This is a genomic window from Ruegeria sp., assembly GCF_965243365.1.
Classification (GTDB): Bacteria; Pseudomonadota; Alphaproteobacteria; order Rhodobacterales; family Rhodobacteraceae; genus Ruegeria.
Genome location: NZ_CBDEUW010000002.1, coordinates 1,223,659 through 1,239,849, shown reverse-complemented (window position 1 = coordinate 1,239,849; position 16,191 = coordinate 1,223,659). Strand labels below are relative to the sequence as shown.

11 protein-coding genes are annotated in these 16,191 nt (G+C 54.8%); 2 read left to right on the top strand and 9 right to left on the bottom strand.

Annotated features, from left to right (window positions below):
* Positions 1–19: 19 nt before the first annotated feature.
* On the bottom strand, positions 20–1,012 hold the full coding sequence (locus ACP0GE_RS09850; protein WP_424831774.1) for a glycosyltransferase family 2 protein: 993 nt from the start codon (positions 1,010–1,012) through the stop codon (positions 20–22).
* A 24-nt stretch (positions 1,013–1,036) separates the two neighbouring features.
* Complete coding sequence (locus ACP0GE_RS09845; protein WP_424831773.1) at positions 1,037–2,572, bottom strand: oligosaccharide flippase family protein; 1,536 nt, start codon at positions 2,570–2,572, stop codon at positions 1,037–1,039.
* Positions 2,573–2,917: 345 nt separating this feature from the next.
* On the opposite strand from ACP0GE_RS09845, the gene ACP0GE_RS09840 reads away from it, so the two are divergent.
* Both ACP0GE_RS09840 and ACP0GE_RS09835 read left to right on the top strand, forming a co-directional pair.
* Complete coding sequence (locus ACP0GE_RS09840; protein WP_424831772.1) at positions 2,918–4,180, top strand: nucleotide sugar dehydrogenase; 1,263 nt, start codon at positions 2,918–2,920, stop codon at positions 4,178–4,180.
* Positions 4,167–5,423, top strand: a complete 1,257-nt coding sequence (locus ACP0GE_RS09835) for a glycosyltransferase family 4 protein (RefSeq protein ID WP_424831771.1) — start codon at positions 4,167–4,169, stop codon at positions 5,421–5,423. Before ACP0GE_RS09840 ends, ACP0GE_RS09835 begins: the two co-directional genes overlap by 14 nt.
* 14 nt (positions 5,424–5,437) lie before the next feature.
* Here ACP0GE_RS09835 and ACP0GE_RS09830 read toward each other — a convergent pair whose 3' ends face one another.
* From ACP0GE_RS09830 to ACP0GE_RS09800, 7 genes are all read right to left on the bottom strand, one after another.
* Entirely contained in the window at positions 5,438–6,538 is a 1,101-nt protein-coding gene (locus ACP0GE_RS09830) for an acyltransferase family protein (RefSeq protein ID WP_424831770.1), read from the bottom strand.
* Between the two features lie 43 nt (positions 6,539–6,581).
* On the bottom strand, positions 6,582–8,174 hold the full coding sequence (locus tag ACP0GE_RS09825; RefSeq protein ID WP_424831769.1) for a hypothetical protein: 1,593 nt from the start codon (positions 8,172–8,174) through the stop codon (positions 6,582–6,584).
* 183 nt (positions 8,175–8,357) lie between these two features.
* Entirely contained in the window at positions 8,358–9,977 is a 1,620-nt protein-coding gene (xrtD, locus tag ACP0GE_RS09820; protein ID WP_424831768.1) for a VPLPA-CTERM-specific exosortase XrtD, read from the bottom strand.
* A 133-nt stretch (positions 9,978–10,110) separates the two neighbouring features.
* Complete coding sequence (locus ACP0GE_RS09815) at positions 10,111–11,499, bottom strand: hypothetical protein (RefSeq protein ID WP_424831767.1); 1,389 nt, start codon at positions 11,497–11,499, stop codon at positions 10,111–10,113.
* Positions 11,500–11,709: 210 nt separating this feature from the next.
* Positions 11,710–12,321, bottom strand: coding sequence for a polysaccharide biosynthesis/export family protein (locus ACP0GE_RS09810; RefSeq protein WP_424831766.1), 612 nt, complete (start codon positions 12,319–12,321; stop codon positions 11,710–11,712).
* A gap of 106 nt (positions 12,322–12,427) precedes the next feature.
* The gene (locus ACP0GE_RS09805) at positions 12,428–14,887 is read right to left on the bottom strand and encodes a tetratricopeptide repeat protein (RefSeq protein WP_424831765.1); all 2,460 of its coding nucleotides are present in this window, start codon (positions 14,885–14,887) and stop codon (positions 12,428–12,430) included.
* Positions 14,888–14,947: 60 nt separating this feature from the next.
* The gene (locus ACP0GE_RS09800) at positions 14,948–15,637 is read right to left on the bottom strand and encodes a sugar transferase (protein WP_424831764.1); all 690 of its coding nucleotides are present in this window, start codon (positions 15,635–15,637) and stop codon (positions 14,948–14,950) included.
* Positions 15,638–16,191: the final 554 nt, after the last annotated feature.

The following is a 16,191-nucleotide window of genomic DNA, read 5'->3' as shown; positions in this document are numbered from 1 at the left end:
AGGGATTTGGCCAACGCCTTCATGTCACCAGACCAATATCAGCTTGCGGAGGCGTCTGCCCCTTGGGTTGCCGAACCAAAGCGCCCAGCAAAAACGTAATCCGCGCACGCCAGGCCTCTGCTCCTTTATGACCAGGCCGAAGCAGAGAGAGAGGCAGAAACCAGACGCCGCGAAGAAGGTCGGCCAGAACCATAAGCATGGTTCCCAGCCACGCGACAAAGGGGCCGCGGGTAAAGCGTAGGAAAAGTATGTGGCCCTTAGCGATTTCAACCGATTTCCAAGGGGATGTCTGGCCCGTGGAAACCGCGCCATAGTGCATGAGGCGAACATCGGGATTGTAGCGCACCTTTAGGCCAGCCTGCCGGACACGCCAGCACCATTCGGATTCCTCGCTATACATGAAAAAGCGGTCGTCCATCATGCCGACTTTATCGACGACATCCCGCGAGAGCATCATGAAACAACCTGCGACAACCTCAACGTCCTGAACCGTATCGCGCGACAACGAGGCATAGCGCTGATCCCCAAAAAGCTGGCTACGGCGCAAGACACGGTTTGGAACGAAAAGGCTCCAAAACAGCTTGTTCAACGAAACTTCGCGGAACAAAGTCGGCTGCTGGGTGCCATTTTCAAGCGAAACGTGCCCACCGAGAATGCCGATTTCGGGGTTCTTGTCCATATATGCAACTGCGCGTTCCAGCGTGCCCTCATAAACCAGCGCATCGGGATTGAGGACCAGCAAGTAACGCCCCTGCGCGCGCCGGATGCCGATATTGTTCCCCCACGCATATCCGCCATTATGGCCGGTGTCTAACACGTCTATTTGCGGATGGGCTTCGCGTAACGCCTCGACGCTGCCGTCTTGGGAATCGTTATCCACCACAATCACTTCAACGTCCAAAGCGCCGGAATGGTCCAGCACGGATTGTACGGCCTTTGATGTCTCGTCGGCTGTTTTGTAGTTGACGATGATGACGCTGAGATCGATCTGATGTGTCGCCGTAAGTGTCATGGTCCGGGGCTTTCCGGTATATTCTCAGTGAAAGACATGTCTGCGCATCTTTCCCGCCAGCCTGAACACAGCGCTTTCTACACCGTCAGGCCGTTTCGACAGCTGCCAGAGCAACAGGTGAGTGCCAACATAGGCCGCAGCCCCAACCAGAACCTTCACAATGAACCGAATTCGTAACAGCGGAAGGTCATCGAAGGACTCATAGGCCCAGCCGATCACCTCGGTGCTGCCATAGGCACTGCCGACAAACAGAACAGCGGCGATCATGACAACCGTCGAAGCAAAGGACCGCCAGGCGACCGTCAGGGGGCCAACAAGCGTGCGTTTGCCATACCGCTTTGCCAGAAACAGAGTTGTAACGATGGCGGCAGCGCTTCCTGCCCCCGCACCGGCCAGCGCTCCGGTAAAGCCATAGTCCACACCGACCCACATAAACAGGCAGACAACAACCAGAAGGAACGTGTTGCGTATCAGCAGAATCCTGGTCGAGCCTTCGACGTAAGAGGCCGACTGGACGTTTTCTTGCAGTGTCTCCAATGCTTTCAGTGGTGCCAGAACCCATATGACCTGCGCCGCAGCCAGCCATTGTGGGCCAAGGACAACGATCACCACGTGGTTGGCTACCAGTGCCATTCCAACCGAAACCGGCAACACGATGGCCAGCAGCAACTCGTTCAGCCGGTTAAATGTTTCGTCCTGTCTGTTGGTGTTGCGTGAAATATCTGCAAGCCCGGGATACAGAACACGTTGCAGTGGGGCGAAAAGCTGCGTTGTAACCAATGTGCTCAACCGATTTCCCAGCCGGAACACACCGGCGTCCGCAAGTCCCAGAGTTGCCCCAACGATCAGCTGCGGCATGTTTCGGGAAAAGAACTGAGCGACCAGGGCACCGGTGGACCAGATTGAAAACGAAAAACAATCGTGCCAGCGCGCCAGCGACAACTTGGGGACCATCGGGGCAAAACCGAATGTCCAGACGCAGCGCGTGGTCAATGCACAGAAATTGGCCACGACGATGGCCCAGAAATTGCCCCAGTACCAGGCCAGGCTGATTGCGATGGCGGAGTAGATGATCCGGCTTAACGTTTCTTCTCCGGCTGCGAAGCTGAAGCGCAGATTGCGTTCGTACAGAACAAAACGCGGGCTCTTGATGGCGATGATCAGGGACAGCACACACAGAAGAGGCGTCAGTGGAACAAGTTCGGGTAGCCCGATGAACTCCACAAATGGTCTGGAAGCATAAAACAACAAACCCGCCGTAACACCCAGAATCACCTGAAAGGTGAATACCGTCTCAAGATGTTCGTGGGTGACATCGTCGAGCCGAATGAGGACGTTGGAAATCTGACGCTGCATCATCTCCAAAAACGCCGTGGCGACCAGAAAATATGCCGCGATGCCGAAATCGGTGGGCGTCAACAGCCGCGCGGTCACAATCAATGTCACCAGCCCCAGCACTTGCCGGAACAGGCTTGAGGCCAGTAGGGTTGTGGCCCCTACGGCCAGTGCAGCGCTGCGCGACGAGGTCCCATTCGGCGTCGGTTCGGTTGATCGCTTCACGTTCTATTAACTTTCCATACTCGCAACAAACTAAGCAATACTGCACCAATGTTTCCGGTGTGCGTATTCATGAATTCCTGGCTTGCAGCCGAAAATCGTGATTCCGGAACAGTAAAAACTGGGGTTAAACTACCCTGATAGTGCTATTTTATATGCGGTTCGCAACGATTTAGTTCCATTTTGCCAAGGATGTGCTTTTTACATGTCAGCACATTGAATTCTGCGTCAAAGTATAATTTCAATCGGCGTCATGAATTGGACAAGAATTACACGGATATGCCAATAGGTGGTGCTATTTCTTGTGGCTGAGTTGATGAGTTACCGATTTCAATATGGTGTGACGGAATGAAGATTGCGATTTTCGGTTTAGGATATGTGGGATTTACAGCGGCGTGCTGCCTGACCCGTGAAGGGCACGAAGTTATCGGCATTGACGTGAATGCCGACAAGGTGTCGGAGATTAACGCCGGACACCCTCCGATCAAAGAGCCCCAGGTGGCCGAGCTGCTGACTGCGGCGCTTGGCAAGGGGTTGATCCGAGCCACTGTCGAGATGCCGGATTTGTCGGATGTTGATCTGGCTATTGTTTGTGTCGGTACGCCCAGTTCGACCGATGGATCACATAACATGAGTTTTGTGGCCGAGGTTACTCGCCAGATCGCAGAAACCGTTTCGCCAGACCGGGTGCGGCCATTGACCGTGGCATATCGCTCGACCTTCCGGCCCGGCACGGTGCGCCAGTTGATCGAGCCGATCTTCCAGAGCTATCTGGGTGATCAGACCGGGAAGGCGGTCGAGATTGTCTATAACCCCGAATTCCTGCGCGAAGCCTCGGCTGTGGATGATTTCTTTAACCCGCCCAAGATCGTTGTCGGAACTGCGGACGGCAACCAATCGGCTGTGATGGACGAAATGCACGAAGGCCTAGAGGCTCCGGTTTTTTATACGGCCTTTGAAGAGGCCGAGATCACCAAATTCGTCGACAATACCTGGCATGCGACCAAGGTGGCCTTTGCCAATGAGGTCGGCCGTATCTGCCAGCGCATGGGGGTATCGGCGAAAACCATGCATGAGATTTTCGTCTCGGATACCAAGTTGAACATCTCGGCCTATTACACTCGTCCTGGGGGCGCTTTTGGCGGGTCCTGCCTGCCAAAGGACGTTCGTGCTTTGCAGCATATTGCGGGTGAGGTTGGCGCGCATACGCATCTGATTGACAGCCTGCTGCAAACCAACCAGGCGCACAAGACGTTTCAAGCGCAGGACATCATGGCCCGGGTGCCTGAAGGGGGCAGAGTGCTGATGGCGGGGTTGGCCTTCAAGGCCGGAACCGACGATCTGCGGGAAAGCCCCAATGTCGATATCGCGCGGCGGTTGCTGCAGGCCGGGTATCAGTTGTCGGTCTATGATCCGGCGATCAGGCCAGCCGATCTGCGGGGTCAGAACCTGGGTTACGCCTTCACCCACCTGCCCACAGTCAGCAGCCTATTGGTTGATCGCGCTACGGCCGAGGCTGGGCCCTGGGATATTGTTATTGGATCGAACCGCATTGTGGACGACCTGAACCTTGGCGATACACAGGTGGTGCGAACCTATGAATATGACTAGCTCTGTGTCCGCTGTTCAGCCGATCTCGTTTGACGAGTTGCGCCAGACCGAGCCTTTGAAAGGGCTCAAGGTTCTGATTGTGGTCGAAAACCTGCCGGTGCCCTTCGACCGCCGTGTTTGGATGGAGGCACGCACCCTGGCCGCAGCCGGGGCGGTGGTTTCCGTCATCTGCCCCACCGGCAAGGGGCACGAGGAACGTGTCTGGGAAGACGAGGGAATCAAGGTCTACCGTCACCCTCTGCCGTTGGATGCCAGCGGAGCGTTGGGGTATCTTCTGGAATACGGCGCGGCGCTGTTCTGGGAAAGCTGGCTGGCGCTCAAGATCAAGTTCACCCGTGGTTTCCATGTTATCCATGGGTGCAACCCGCCCGATCTGATCTTTCTGGTGGCGCTGCCGTTCAAGCTGTTTGGCGTGCGCTATCTGTTTGATCACCACGACATCAACCCCGAGCTATATGAGGCCAAGTTCGACAAACGTGGTTTCTTCTGGAAGCTCATGAACACGTTCGAGCGCTTGACCTTCGCCTCGGCGAGGGTGTCGATTGCCACCAATGAAAGCTATCGCAAAATCGCCATCGAACGTGGCGGCATGGCGCCCGAGGATGTCTTTGTCGTCCGCTCGGGTCCCGATCTGAGCCGGTTGCAACACCTGCCCCCGAACCCGGACTGGCGTAATGGGCGGAAGTACATGGTGGGTTATGTCGGTGTGATGGGCGATCAGGAGGGGATCGACCTGCTGCTGGAGTCAGTGGCGCATTTGGTCAAGGTTCAGGGCCGAGATGATATCCAATTCTGCCTTGTGGGCGGTGGCCCCAGCCTGGACAAGCTTCGGGAACAGTCTGCCGATATGGGTCTGTCGGATTACGTCACCTTCACGGGCCGTGCACCCGATCATGATCTGTTCGAAATCCTGTCGACTGCGGATGTCTGTGTGAACCCGGACCGGGTGAACGAGATGAACGACAAGTCTACCATGAACAAGATTCTTGAATACATGGCGTTCGAAAAACCCATCGTTCAATTCGAGGTAACCGAAGGCCGGTTCTCGGCGCAGGAAGCGTCGCTGTATGCCAAGGCCAATGATCCGGTGGATATGGCCGACAAGATCACTGAACTACTGGCGGATGAAGAACGTCGCGCCGCCATGGGCCGCTATGGTCGTGCCCGGGTCGAGGCCGAGATGGCGTGGCCGCATCAGGTGCCCGCACTGATTGCGGCCTACAAGAGGATCTGGAAGGGTTAGCGGGGCGACCCGACCTATTCCGCCGTTTGCTTTGACTTGACCGGTTTCGGAGTTTTGATCCAATGCCGCAGCTTCATCGCTGGAGCCTCGATCAGATGCCAGGACAGCACGGCGCAGATAAAGGTGAAGGGTAGGGAAATCGCGATATTGATGGCCGGAGTCGTCACCCCTGACTGCGCGACCAATTGCTGAATTGGAAACGCATAGATGTAGACGCCATAGGAATAGTCCCCCAGCCGGTTGTAATGCAAAAGCCAGGGCGTTTTTGCGTATCCGCAAAAGAACACGGTGTAGGACAGGCCAACTGCGAAAACAGGCAGAAACAGCGGCGTGAACCACGCTGCAACAGTGACGGCGATGACCCCGCCAAGTGTTCCCCAGGACAACGGTATGTTGTCTCGGAACAAGTAGAAGATCATCCCGGTAATGAATGGCAATCCAAGCCGTGCAAGCTGTTCAATGCGCGGGTTTAACTCAAAGACCATCGTTGCGGCATAGGCACATAAAAACAGCAAAGTCAGCCCGACAAACGCCTTTCGGTGCCCGAGCAGACCAAGAACCCCGCAGATGAAGACACCAGCATAGCACGTGACCTCGTATGACAAGGACCACAGCGATCCGTTGATACCGGCACCGCCAGGGTTGTCGACGAACACGCCGGGCAACGAGTATTGCAGGTTGAACAGCGTAATGTTTCGGATGAAGTATTCTCCGGTTGCGGCCCAATAGATGGATGGGGCCGCTTGGGTCAGGAAAAATCCGGCAAATAGAATCGTAACAATCAACACCGTGGCCAGCGCTGGGAACAGACGCAGTATCCGGGCCATCAGGAACGATGAGATCAATGGCGTCCGGTCAAAGCTGCGCGTGATGAAAAAACCAGAGATTGCGAAGAACAGCCAGACGCATACAGTTCCTAATGCCGTACCGTGGAGCAAACCTTCCAGTGGCTGAGTCGCGCCAATACCCCAGCTCAATGGATAAGCGTGCGAAACCAGCACACCGGTGGCTGCCAGAATGCGGATCAGGTTGAAATTGTTGTCGCGCCCGCCTGCCCGGTCGGCAATGAACTCAGCGCTTTGGCTGGCGGCTTCGCGCGTCAATCCTGCTGTCATCTGCGATTCCCTGGGCTGATCCTATCATGAACTCGGAATGCGGCTATTGCGCGGCAGCGCGCTGATACAATGTCCACGGCGCGGTCGCAGAGATGATCTCATAGCCCTCAATCTCGGCCGCAAAGGAGGCCGTCGAGCAAACGACAACGGTATCCGTCTTTGCGGTCGCCAGAACGGAAAGGGCAAAGGATACCGTCTGCCCGGTTTGAGAGTTGATCTGCCGGATGGTTGCCTGCACATCACGAAGATTGCCAATAATACGAAGGGGCTGCTGGGTGGGGTTGGCAAATGTCGGCACTGCGGTCCCATTGAAGGTCATCAAGAACGGCAGCGGCATGCAGCTTGGTGCCACTGCGCCAGGGTCTTCTGTCCCTTCCAGATAGACCCCTGCGCCCAAGTTGCGTGTGTCGTGTTGGCGCATCGCGTCCAAATAAGAGGAATAGACCAAACCATCCTGATACCAAGAGACACTCAGTATCAGATTTCGAACCAGTAACAGAGCCGCAAGCACCACAAGTGCGGTGTGCTGGTGTTTCTTCAATGCCTGAGGATTCAGGGACAGACTCGCGGCCAAAAGCGTCAGCAGCAAAAGCGGGATGCGCTCACTCAGATGGCCGACACCGAACAGATTGGGGGGCGTGATCACCACAAGGACAATGCAGAGCGCGATAGCAAGCCGCATTCGTTTGTCAATCTGCCAGATGCCTGCCAGCAGTCCGATTGCCAATGTAGCCCAGACCAGCGCTCCAAGTCCGTAATCCGCTGTTCGGGACGTCGATTCCACGACACGCAGAATGCCTTCAGCCCTCAGTGAAACCTCGGTGCCCAGACGGGTAGCCAATGTTCCCTGTTCTGCGTGGGTTACGAAATTGGTGAATGCCGTGGCCGCACCACCTCCTACCGTTTTCGTTTGAAGGAACAGAATGACCGGAGCGACTGCGACCAACAGCAGACGGCCCGCCCGACGCGCAAGTTCAGACAAGCTTGTCTGACCTGCTTGTCGCGCCAGGGAAAGTTCGACCGCGCCTAGAAGCAGACCCCACAGCGCAAATGCCAGACCGTGTATGAAAAACAAGATCAGGCCGAGGCAGACCGTCACAGCTAACTGCCGACTGGGTCGATCGCGGGCGGCGATCCAATATCCTGTGGCGCCCAGCAGGACCCCAAGCCCCAGCAGGAAGTTGGAGAACCCCCAGATCAGAATATGATTGTACGCAACCAGCCCGGCCAAAAGCACGTGCAGGATCGAAACTCTGCCGTGAAGAACATGTGCCAGGTACAGAACACCGGCCATGGGCGCCGCAATAATCAGACCCGCAATCAATTTTCCCGCCAGCAGCGGCGGCAGCGCCTTCATCAAAAAGACACCCAATACGTCGAGGCCCAAATTAGGCAATAGTTGCCAGGCGGTTTCGTAGCTTTCCTGCAGCGTTGGCGAGTCCGCCAGATTGGCAAGAACGTAGTACCGCGCGACATGCGCATAGAAATCGGTCAGAGGCAGGACAGGCGTCACCAACAGTGGAATAAAGCTGAACACCAGAACGAGGACCACCGTCAGGCGCATTTTGCCACCATGAGTCAGGATATCCGTTTCGACTTTTGGCACGTTATTTCCATAGGACAGAATTCTAGTCATCGCGTCTGTTTGTTACCCGAGGGACCTTAAAGTATTGAGATTGTTGTCCAGAGTTGCCCTCACGCATCATGTTTTCGCGGACTATGCCGAGAACGGAATACGCGTCTTGTATTGGCCAACAGTGGGTTTGTTCCTTGGTGTGAGTGTGAAATTGCCGGTTATGTGCTCCGGTTGAGGTGAATTCTAGAATGGAACGAATTGCGGCAGGCGGTTCAGACTGGGTTGCATGAAACGTTGGAGTCGTGCGTCTGCCTCTGCTTCGGTTTCGCCGGGCAGGATCGGAGTCACATATCGAACCAAAGCGCCATCTGTGCGGCCCATCGTGAACCCGTCCTGAATAACGCTCAGCTTGGCGTGGAAATCATTGACCATACGTTTGCCCCGCTGTTCGAACCAGTAATAGACAAGCTGTTTGGACAGTTCTTTCTGAATGACCGCGCGGTTCACGGTGAAGCTGCCATACGGTGTGTTGCCTGGATTGATTTCGACGGGCTCCAGGCTGAAAATCTCCCATCCGCCCACGGGCAGGCATACTTCAGGCGAGTGAATACCGTCTCCGTCGGTTTGTTTGTCGTAGAAGGCGACGAACATATTTACGTAGTCGCCTGACTCCGTATCGATGTAGCTGGCGTTGAGGTAATCGCTTGCCCCAAGCGTGCGCTCGACCTCGGGATCAAGACTGGTCGTTGCGCCAGACCACGGCCCGAGCTGGCGCGGGTACAATACGAAAGGATCTCTGTCGATGGGCTGGACTTCCGAGGCTGGTCGCATCGCCCAACCCGTCGAAACCGCAAGCGTCAAAAGGGCGGCCACGGCCATGGCAACGGATGCCTTGATGCTGAAGATGCGCAAGGCGATGGGTCCAAACCCTTCGGTGTCCAGATCGATTGTTTCGGCAAAGGGTTGAGGATTTGGTGTCAGACGCTGAAGGCCGATTGCCATCAGAAACAGAATAGCCACGCAAAGTAGGAAGATGATCCAGCCTTCGAAGAAATGCATGAACCCTTCTGCCTGTTCGATGCCGTTGTGATTGACCAGAACACCGATCACCCCGATGCGGATGGAGTTCATAAGTACCGTTAACGGGGCGGCAGACAACATGAGAACCGCCTTGTGCCAGATCGGCCCCCGGTAAAGCAGAGCAAACAGGTACGAAAAGCTTAGGATTGGGAACAGGTAGCGCAACCCTGAACACGCCTCGGCCACCTGAAGTTTATAAACGCCAAGATCGATGACATTGCCTTCGATAAAGACCGAGACTCCGGCCATCTGGACAAACCAGACCCCAAGCTCTGAGGAGACCCACTGCAGGAAGATTGTAAGCTTCCAGTAGACGAACTGGGGCAGCGGCAGCATGAAGACCAGGTGAATTACGGGCAACTGATGATGTTTGCCCCGTTCCCACCCGAAGACGACCAGCATGACGCCGCCGACCCAGATGATCATCGCGTAGGTGACGATATCCGGAATACGGGCCAGATTGCCCAAGATAGCAACCAACAGTGCAACCAGAATAACGGCCACACCCGGCCAGCGGTCGTTTACATTGGGGTAGGGTGTGGGGGCGTGGCGCAGTTCTCGCAGGAACAGGTACAGCGAAATGATCGGGATCAGCGGTCCGTGGCTGTATTCCGGCGTGCTCCACGCCGCGCCTAATGAGACGATGCCGATCCAGAAAATCGGCACAGATCCGAGTAAAAGCAAGGTGAACCAGAACAGCCCCGCCGCGTTTATCGCAGGCAGGCCCCTTTGGGCTGCCTTAAGTACGGAGCCCTGGCTATCGTTCGAGTCGAGACGTTGCATCACCAACGATCTTACTAGATAAACACTTGAATTTAAATTGTTCGGTGGCAGTTCGCGCGCTTTTGATCATGCGCCGAAACAATTGAATTGTTCCGGCGCAATTAGTTCAGTTCCAGTGATAAGTCGTGGAAAATCAGGGCCTAAGCGTGAATCGACGTCCAAGTGTCACAAAGACCGAGTTGGATGTAGCTTTAAAGCCATTCTGATCATCAAACTCATACTGATAGCCCACGTTCATCGCCCAATCCCGGGTAATCGCGTGCGAGTATGACGCGTTAAACGTACCCCGTTCTCGTGGGTTGCTGGAGGCTCTGCCTTCATCTTCCTGATCGATGTAGCTGAGGCTGAAAGACAGGCCCGATACCGGGTTGATGACGTAATCGTAGGTCAGGAACGCAAGGGTCTGGCGGGTTTCAACACTCTGCGTGCTGGTGCCAACCCGGCGCTGTATGGTCGCCCCGATCTGAGAGCTGGCCAACTGGTATCTGTAGTCGATCTGACCAATTGGCGTGACTTCATCAAACGGACCTCTGGTCGCGCCGACATTGACGTTGAGCAAAGAATTTGCTCGCTGAAAGCTACGCCCGAATGTTGCGTTTGTTCTGGTGCCGTTGACGCCAAATGTCTGATCGACAAAAATATCGGCGGTTCCGTCCGGCAGTATCTTGTTCCACCCAAAACTCCAGACGAAATCTTCGGTTACATTGCTGACGTTGGTTGTACGTTCGGAATCGTCAACTTTGCTGTAACCGACATTTGCGCTGACCGATGTAACGGCCGAAGTGTTATAGGTAACACCTGTCGAAACAACCGTGGTTTGCCGGTCGGTCCGGACGGTGTCCTCGGCTTTGAAATCTTGATAGCTGACGCGAAGATTGGCCTGAAGGATGGGCGAGAACCGGAAGAATGTTGTCGCGGCAAAATCGTCGTAGCTGTTGTCAAACAGGTTCGGATCGATCGTGTCGGAATAGGTCCGTTCTCGATGGCTGTAGTTGAACAGGAACCCGACCGGATCGGTCTGGCCAATTTCCCAATCAAGGTTCGCACGGGTGTTGACCTGATCGCCAATCGTTCCGATGACGTCCGATGCGTCGATGACTCCATCTAGGTTGGTGTCAGTCAACCACCGGTTGAAGGCCAAATCCCTCTCGCGGTATTCCAACAACAACCCAAGCCGGCTTTTGGTCCCGTTACGCTGATAGTCCAGGCGCGCCAGCGGGTCGGAAAAACTGGAATCTGTGCCAATGATCGGCTCATTTGCGATCCGATAAAGTCCCGACAGATCGAAACTGAGCCTGGAACTGGATGTCTGCTGCAGGACATTCAGGGCAAGGGCGTTTTCCCACCAAGTGGTAGAGCCAAGCGAAGGATCGGTCAGGCGGAGGTTATCATCGTGTCTCAGCGACGAAAAGTAATCCAGGGTGACGGTGGTGCCGGTACCGACCCCGGTTTGCTGATTGTTTTGCAACTGGCCGACCTGACGCGCAGGGTTCTGCTGGGCTTGTTGCCTTATCAGTTGCAAACTGGGCGTCTGCTGAATTTGCGTTGGTGCAACAGTGGTCTGTTGCACGGTCGCCTGTTGTGTGGTGGCCAGCGTCTGTTGCGTCGACGCTGGCGATTGCCGTGGACTTGTCTGCTGCCCGATCGCTGGTGTTATAATTGTGAAAACAGCGACCCCACCCCAAAGTGCCGAGGTAAGTCTGAATTTGGATTTCTCCACCTGTGTCAGCCCCTATTCGAACAAGCGGCGAGATGGAACAACCACGACGTCTCCGGGTTTGAGCACTGTATTGCCTTTGATGCCACTGCCCGAACCGTTGTGATTGTATGTATATTTGTTCATCACGCCTGTTTTATTGTCAGCCCGACGCAATTCGATGCGCTTTGGGGCCGCGAAGTTTGTCAGGCCACCCGCCTGAGCCAAAACCTGAAGGATGGTTGTGCCTTGGGTCGCCAGATGTTTTCCGGGGATGCCCACTTCACCCATAATAAAGACCTCGATCGTCGGACCGGTTGCGGCAACTGCGCCCGGAAGCGGCGGCGGAGCCAGCGATGCGATCGACACGAATACCGACGGAGGAGCATTGAAGTTCGGTGCCAACGCAGCAGCGAGCGACGATCCTAGCGCGCCCGTTGACTGGCCAGCAGCCCGAAGGGTTCCAGCCAATGGAAAGTTGACAGACCCATCTGGCAACACCAGCACTGTTCTGTTCAGCGTTGGGTCCTCAAGGACTTCAACACGCAACGCGTCGCCTGGTTGAATTTGGTAGGATTGCGCCCAAGCGCTGGTTGCAACAACCATGGTTACAACAAATGCGATCAGTGACCCTATTGCATTCCGCATTTTACAATCTCTCATCTTCTTCCCCTTTATGCCTTGTTCTATTTTTCTAAACAATCCCCGTTGAATTCGCCGAAGGCATGATGCGGCAGAATTGCAGCGGTGTCCATTATTGCCCCGCGGTGACCGCGGCGCTGAGCCGTTGTATTTCCTCAGTTAAGTTTGGTGTTACGTCCAAAGTGGCGTCAATTTCCTGCGCTGCTTTGAGGGCTTGCAGGGCGTTTTCCGTCTGGCCGACGGCCTCATAAGCTTTGCCCAGGTGATACAGAACCAGCGGATGATCAGACAAAGCGCTGGCAGCAGGTTCCAGATAAGATAAAGCTTCCTCATAATTACCCAGACGGTAGGCTACCCAGCCATATGTTTCCTGGAAAGCGGGTTCGCGCGATCCCCTTAGGCGGCGCGCAAATTGCTGTGCTTTAAGCAGGCTTTCTTCGTCCGAACGATGAGTTGTAAGAAGGCTGGCAAGGTTGTTGGCAACGACCAGCGACCGGTTGCTGAGCGGGTAGAGCTTTTCATAAACCGCGATGGCCTCGTCCAGCTCTCCGGCGCGTTCGTGTTCCGCGGCCTGGAAAATCAGCAGGTCCGGGTTCTCTGGCACAACTTGCAACGCTGCGTTCAGCGTCTCCCGGGCTTGTTCTGTTCTGCCGCGCTCTGACTGCAAAAGATACAGCGCAAGCCAGGCCCTGTTGGTCGTGGGGCTGTCTTCAAGAATTCCGCGATACACCTGCTCTGCCTCGTCCAGCTTGTTGTCGCTCAACAACGCGCGGGCCTTTACGAAACGAAGGATAAGCGAATCGGGGTCCTCTTTCAGAAGTTCATCCAGCTGCGCGGTGGCACCGGCGACGTCGTCCTGTGTCAGCATCAGCCGGATAAGGGCAATATCTGCGGACAATCCAAATTCGGGATCATTTGCCAGTTCGTTCAGAAATGACGCCAGTTCGTCCGTCTTTTTCTGGGCCGACAGCATCTGCGCCCGAAGTTCATTTGCATGACGCGATGCTTCCGGATCGTCCAGCGCCTGAATAGACGCCAGAATGGTATCCAGGCGCCCCCAATTCTGCATGATCAGATAGACCTGCCCCAGCTGGACCAGCAAAGCCGGATGCCGAGGATTCTGGTTCAACGCCTCGACCAGAATGCTCTCCGCGATCTCGTAGTCCCCCCCTTGAAGCAGGAAGTTCGAATACCGCAGGGTCTCTTCCGGTGCACTTTGTGAAACCTCAACGGCAAGCGCCAGCATTTCACCCATCAACGCTCTGTCCCCATTGCGTTCATGCGCCTGAGCCATCAGAGACATCAATTGGTAGTCGCGTGGCGATGCGCTCAGCGCTTCGCGCAATAGCAGGATTGCATCGCCGATATTGTCCTCTTCGATCAGCCACGCGGCTTTGAATTTCACGGCATCTGCCTGAGAAATGTCTTCTTCAAGTACTTTGTCGATCAACGCGCGTCCTGCGTCGACTTGGCCCGATGCAAATAGCATGCGGGCGTATTCCACTTCGTTTTGGCGGGTTTGTGTCGTCCGAGGCGCGTCTTCAAGCAGCTCCTGCATTTCTGCCAGAGCCTGATCGGTGTTTCCGGATTGAAATTTCAACGCCGCGCGCATGGTCTTGAAACGGGGCGTGTTGCCTTCGCCCTCGGCGATAACTGTGTCCAGTTCGGCAATGGCGGCATCTGCGCCACGATGTTCGATTAGAAATGCGACCAATCTCTGAACGGGCAAGGGGTTGCTGATGTCAGCTTCTTTCTGATCGCGCAGGATTTGTTCAGCGGCGTCCAGATCCTTTTGATTGAGATGATGTTCGAAGAGCATCTGGACTACGCCAGCATCCTCTGGGAACAACGCCATCATTTCTTTCAGCTGGGTCTCAATCTCTTCGGTCTTCTTCAGCTCTTGCAGCGCCCGCAGCCGGATCGCGTAAAGGTTGGCCTCTTCCGGTGCGTAACTCAGGGCAGTGTCCAGCTCTGCCAGAAGGTTTGTCCACTCTTCCGCACGCAGCAGGTGATCGACGACAATCTGCCGGGCTGCGACAAGTTCCGGGTGTTCCTTCAGCAAGGATTGCGCGTTGCCGATAGCAAGACCAACCGCGTTTGCATCCCCATTCTGGATGCCTTCCGAATAGCTCAGAGTGTTGTTGAGCGCGAAGATTTCAACGTCTTCGGGCGCCAGTTCCGCCGCTATGCTGCCGTATCGCTTCAGGTCTTCCCAATTCCCCAATTGCAATGCCATTTCGGCCAAAGCACGATGGCCTTCCAGATTGTCTGGATACTGTTCGATCACAAGCAGGTATTGGCTGTACGCGGCGGGGATATTGCCCCGTTCGCGTTCCAGACGCGCATAGGTCAGGCGCGCTTCTTTATGTTCGCCATTAAGCTTGAAGACATTTCTGAATTCGATCAGCGCGCGTTCGACGTCGCCCTGCTCCAGATGAGCCATACCAGCCTGGAAGTGAGCTTCTGCCCGTTCTTCAGCAGAGTCGCAAGCGCTCAGAAGCAAGGTCAGTGAAAGGGCTACAACAGCCAGGCCGTTGCCGGTCGGAAAGCCAATTTTACTTAGTTTTGTCATTCTTTAAAAACCCTGCGACGAAAATTGCTGCCCGATCAAACCGGACAGCAAGCCACGGCGTCAACAGCCAGTGCCGCGCAGAACGACAGAAACCGTACGCATCAGGATATTGAGGTCCGTCGAAAAGGACATCTTCTCCCAGTACTCGGTATCGTGGTGGGCACGCTCGGCGAACGACGAATTGTTGCGCTTGGAAACCTGCCATTGACCGGTAATCCCGGGAAGCATGGCGTAATAGCGTGTACCTGGGTATAGGTCCTGCTGGTTCACCATCATCGGGCGGGGGCCAACCATGGACATCTCACCAACCAGAACATTCCAGAATTGCGGCAATTCATCCAAAGAGCTTTTGCGCAAGAATGAGCCAAACTTGATGATCCGCGGGTCGTTGCGCAGTTTCTGATTACGATCCCATTCATCCTGAGCATCCGGATTGGCTGCAAGATGCTTCTTCAGCACCGTTTCGGCGTCGTGCACCATTGTGCGGAGTTTCAGTAGCTTGAAAATCTGGCCATTTTTGCCGACGCGTTCCTGACGATAAAACGGCGAAACGCCTTGGCAGGCTAGAAAAATGGCCAAACCAATAATTACAGGAAGAACGAATGGCGCGCTAAGCACAACGAACGCAACATCCAGAAAACGCTTGCCGGCACCTCGGTAAAGACCCGATTCATGTACCGAAGTCCGCGGAACGGAAATTTTAGGATAGACCGGACGCGCGTCGGCCACCTCTTTTGAATGAATTGTCACTATTTAAACCCCCGGTACACACAACAAACCAAGAATCACCTACTCGATTCAGGAACCAACTACGCTCAACCTCAAACTTTGCTCAAAACTGTTATACTTTTATGTCTTTGTTTGACCCACGCCAGCTTATACATAAACAGCAGACGACCCGCGACTAAGTTTTAACAAATTCTTACTGTCTTGCAAAACAAAATTCATGTCCAAAACCGGGTCCGAGCACTGAAAACAAGTGCTTTCCGCGATATGCGGTTTTTGCGGTTACCCTTGATTTATAAGGAATTTTGCGATTCTTTGTCTCCCCATTGGAAACAATTGACTGCGATTCTTCCGATAGGTTCCATTTGGTCTATTGTCTGCGGTTGGTATGAGGTGCCGAAATTTGCATCATTGCGGCGTCGATCTGCCGGATGTAGTGGCATGCCTATCAATCAGAAATAGGAAACAATGATGTGTAAAGCCTTTGATTGGGGTCTTGGGAAGGTCAATTCGCCGCCTGTAATGTTCTAAGATAAGCACTATCTTGATTTTGTGGCAGAGTCGTAGCTTAGTTCAAC

Coding starts and splice junctions, on each gene's coding strand:
- ACP0GE_RS09850 (WP_424831774.1), bottom strand. CDS start 1,012: ATGACACTTACGGCGACACATCAGATCGATCTCAGCGTCATCATCGTC.
- ACP0GE_RS09840 (WP_424831772.1), top strand. CDS start 2,918: ATGAAGATTGCGATTTTCGGTTTAGGATATGTGGGATTTACAGCGGCG.
- ACP0GE_RS09835 (WP_424831771.1), top strand. CDS start 4,167: ATGAATATGACTAGCTCTGTGTCCGCTGTTCAGCCGATCTCGTTTGAC.
- ACP0GE_RS09830 (WP_424831770.1), bottom strand. CDS start 6,538: ATGACAGCAGGATTGACGCGCGAAGCCGCCAGCCAAAGCGCTGAGTTC.
- ACP0GE_RS09825 (WP_424831769.1), bottom strand. CDS start 8,174: ATGACTAGAATTCTGTCCTATGGAAATAACGTGCCAAAAGTCGAAACG.
- xrtD (WP_424831768.1), bottom strand. CDS start 9,977: ATGCAACGTCTCGACTCGAACGATAGCCAGGGCTCCGTACTTAAGGCA.
- ACP0GE_RS09810 (WP_424831766.1), bottom strand. CDS start 12,321: ATGCGGAATGCAATAGGGTCACTGATCGCATTTGTTGTAACCATGGTT.
- ACP0GE_RS09805 (WP_424831765.1), bottom strand. CDS start 14,887: ATGACAAAACTAAGTAAAATTGGCTTTCCGACCGGCAACGGCCTGGCT.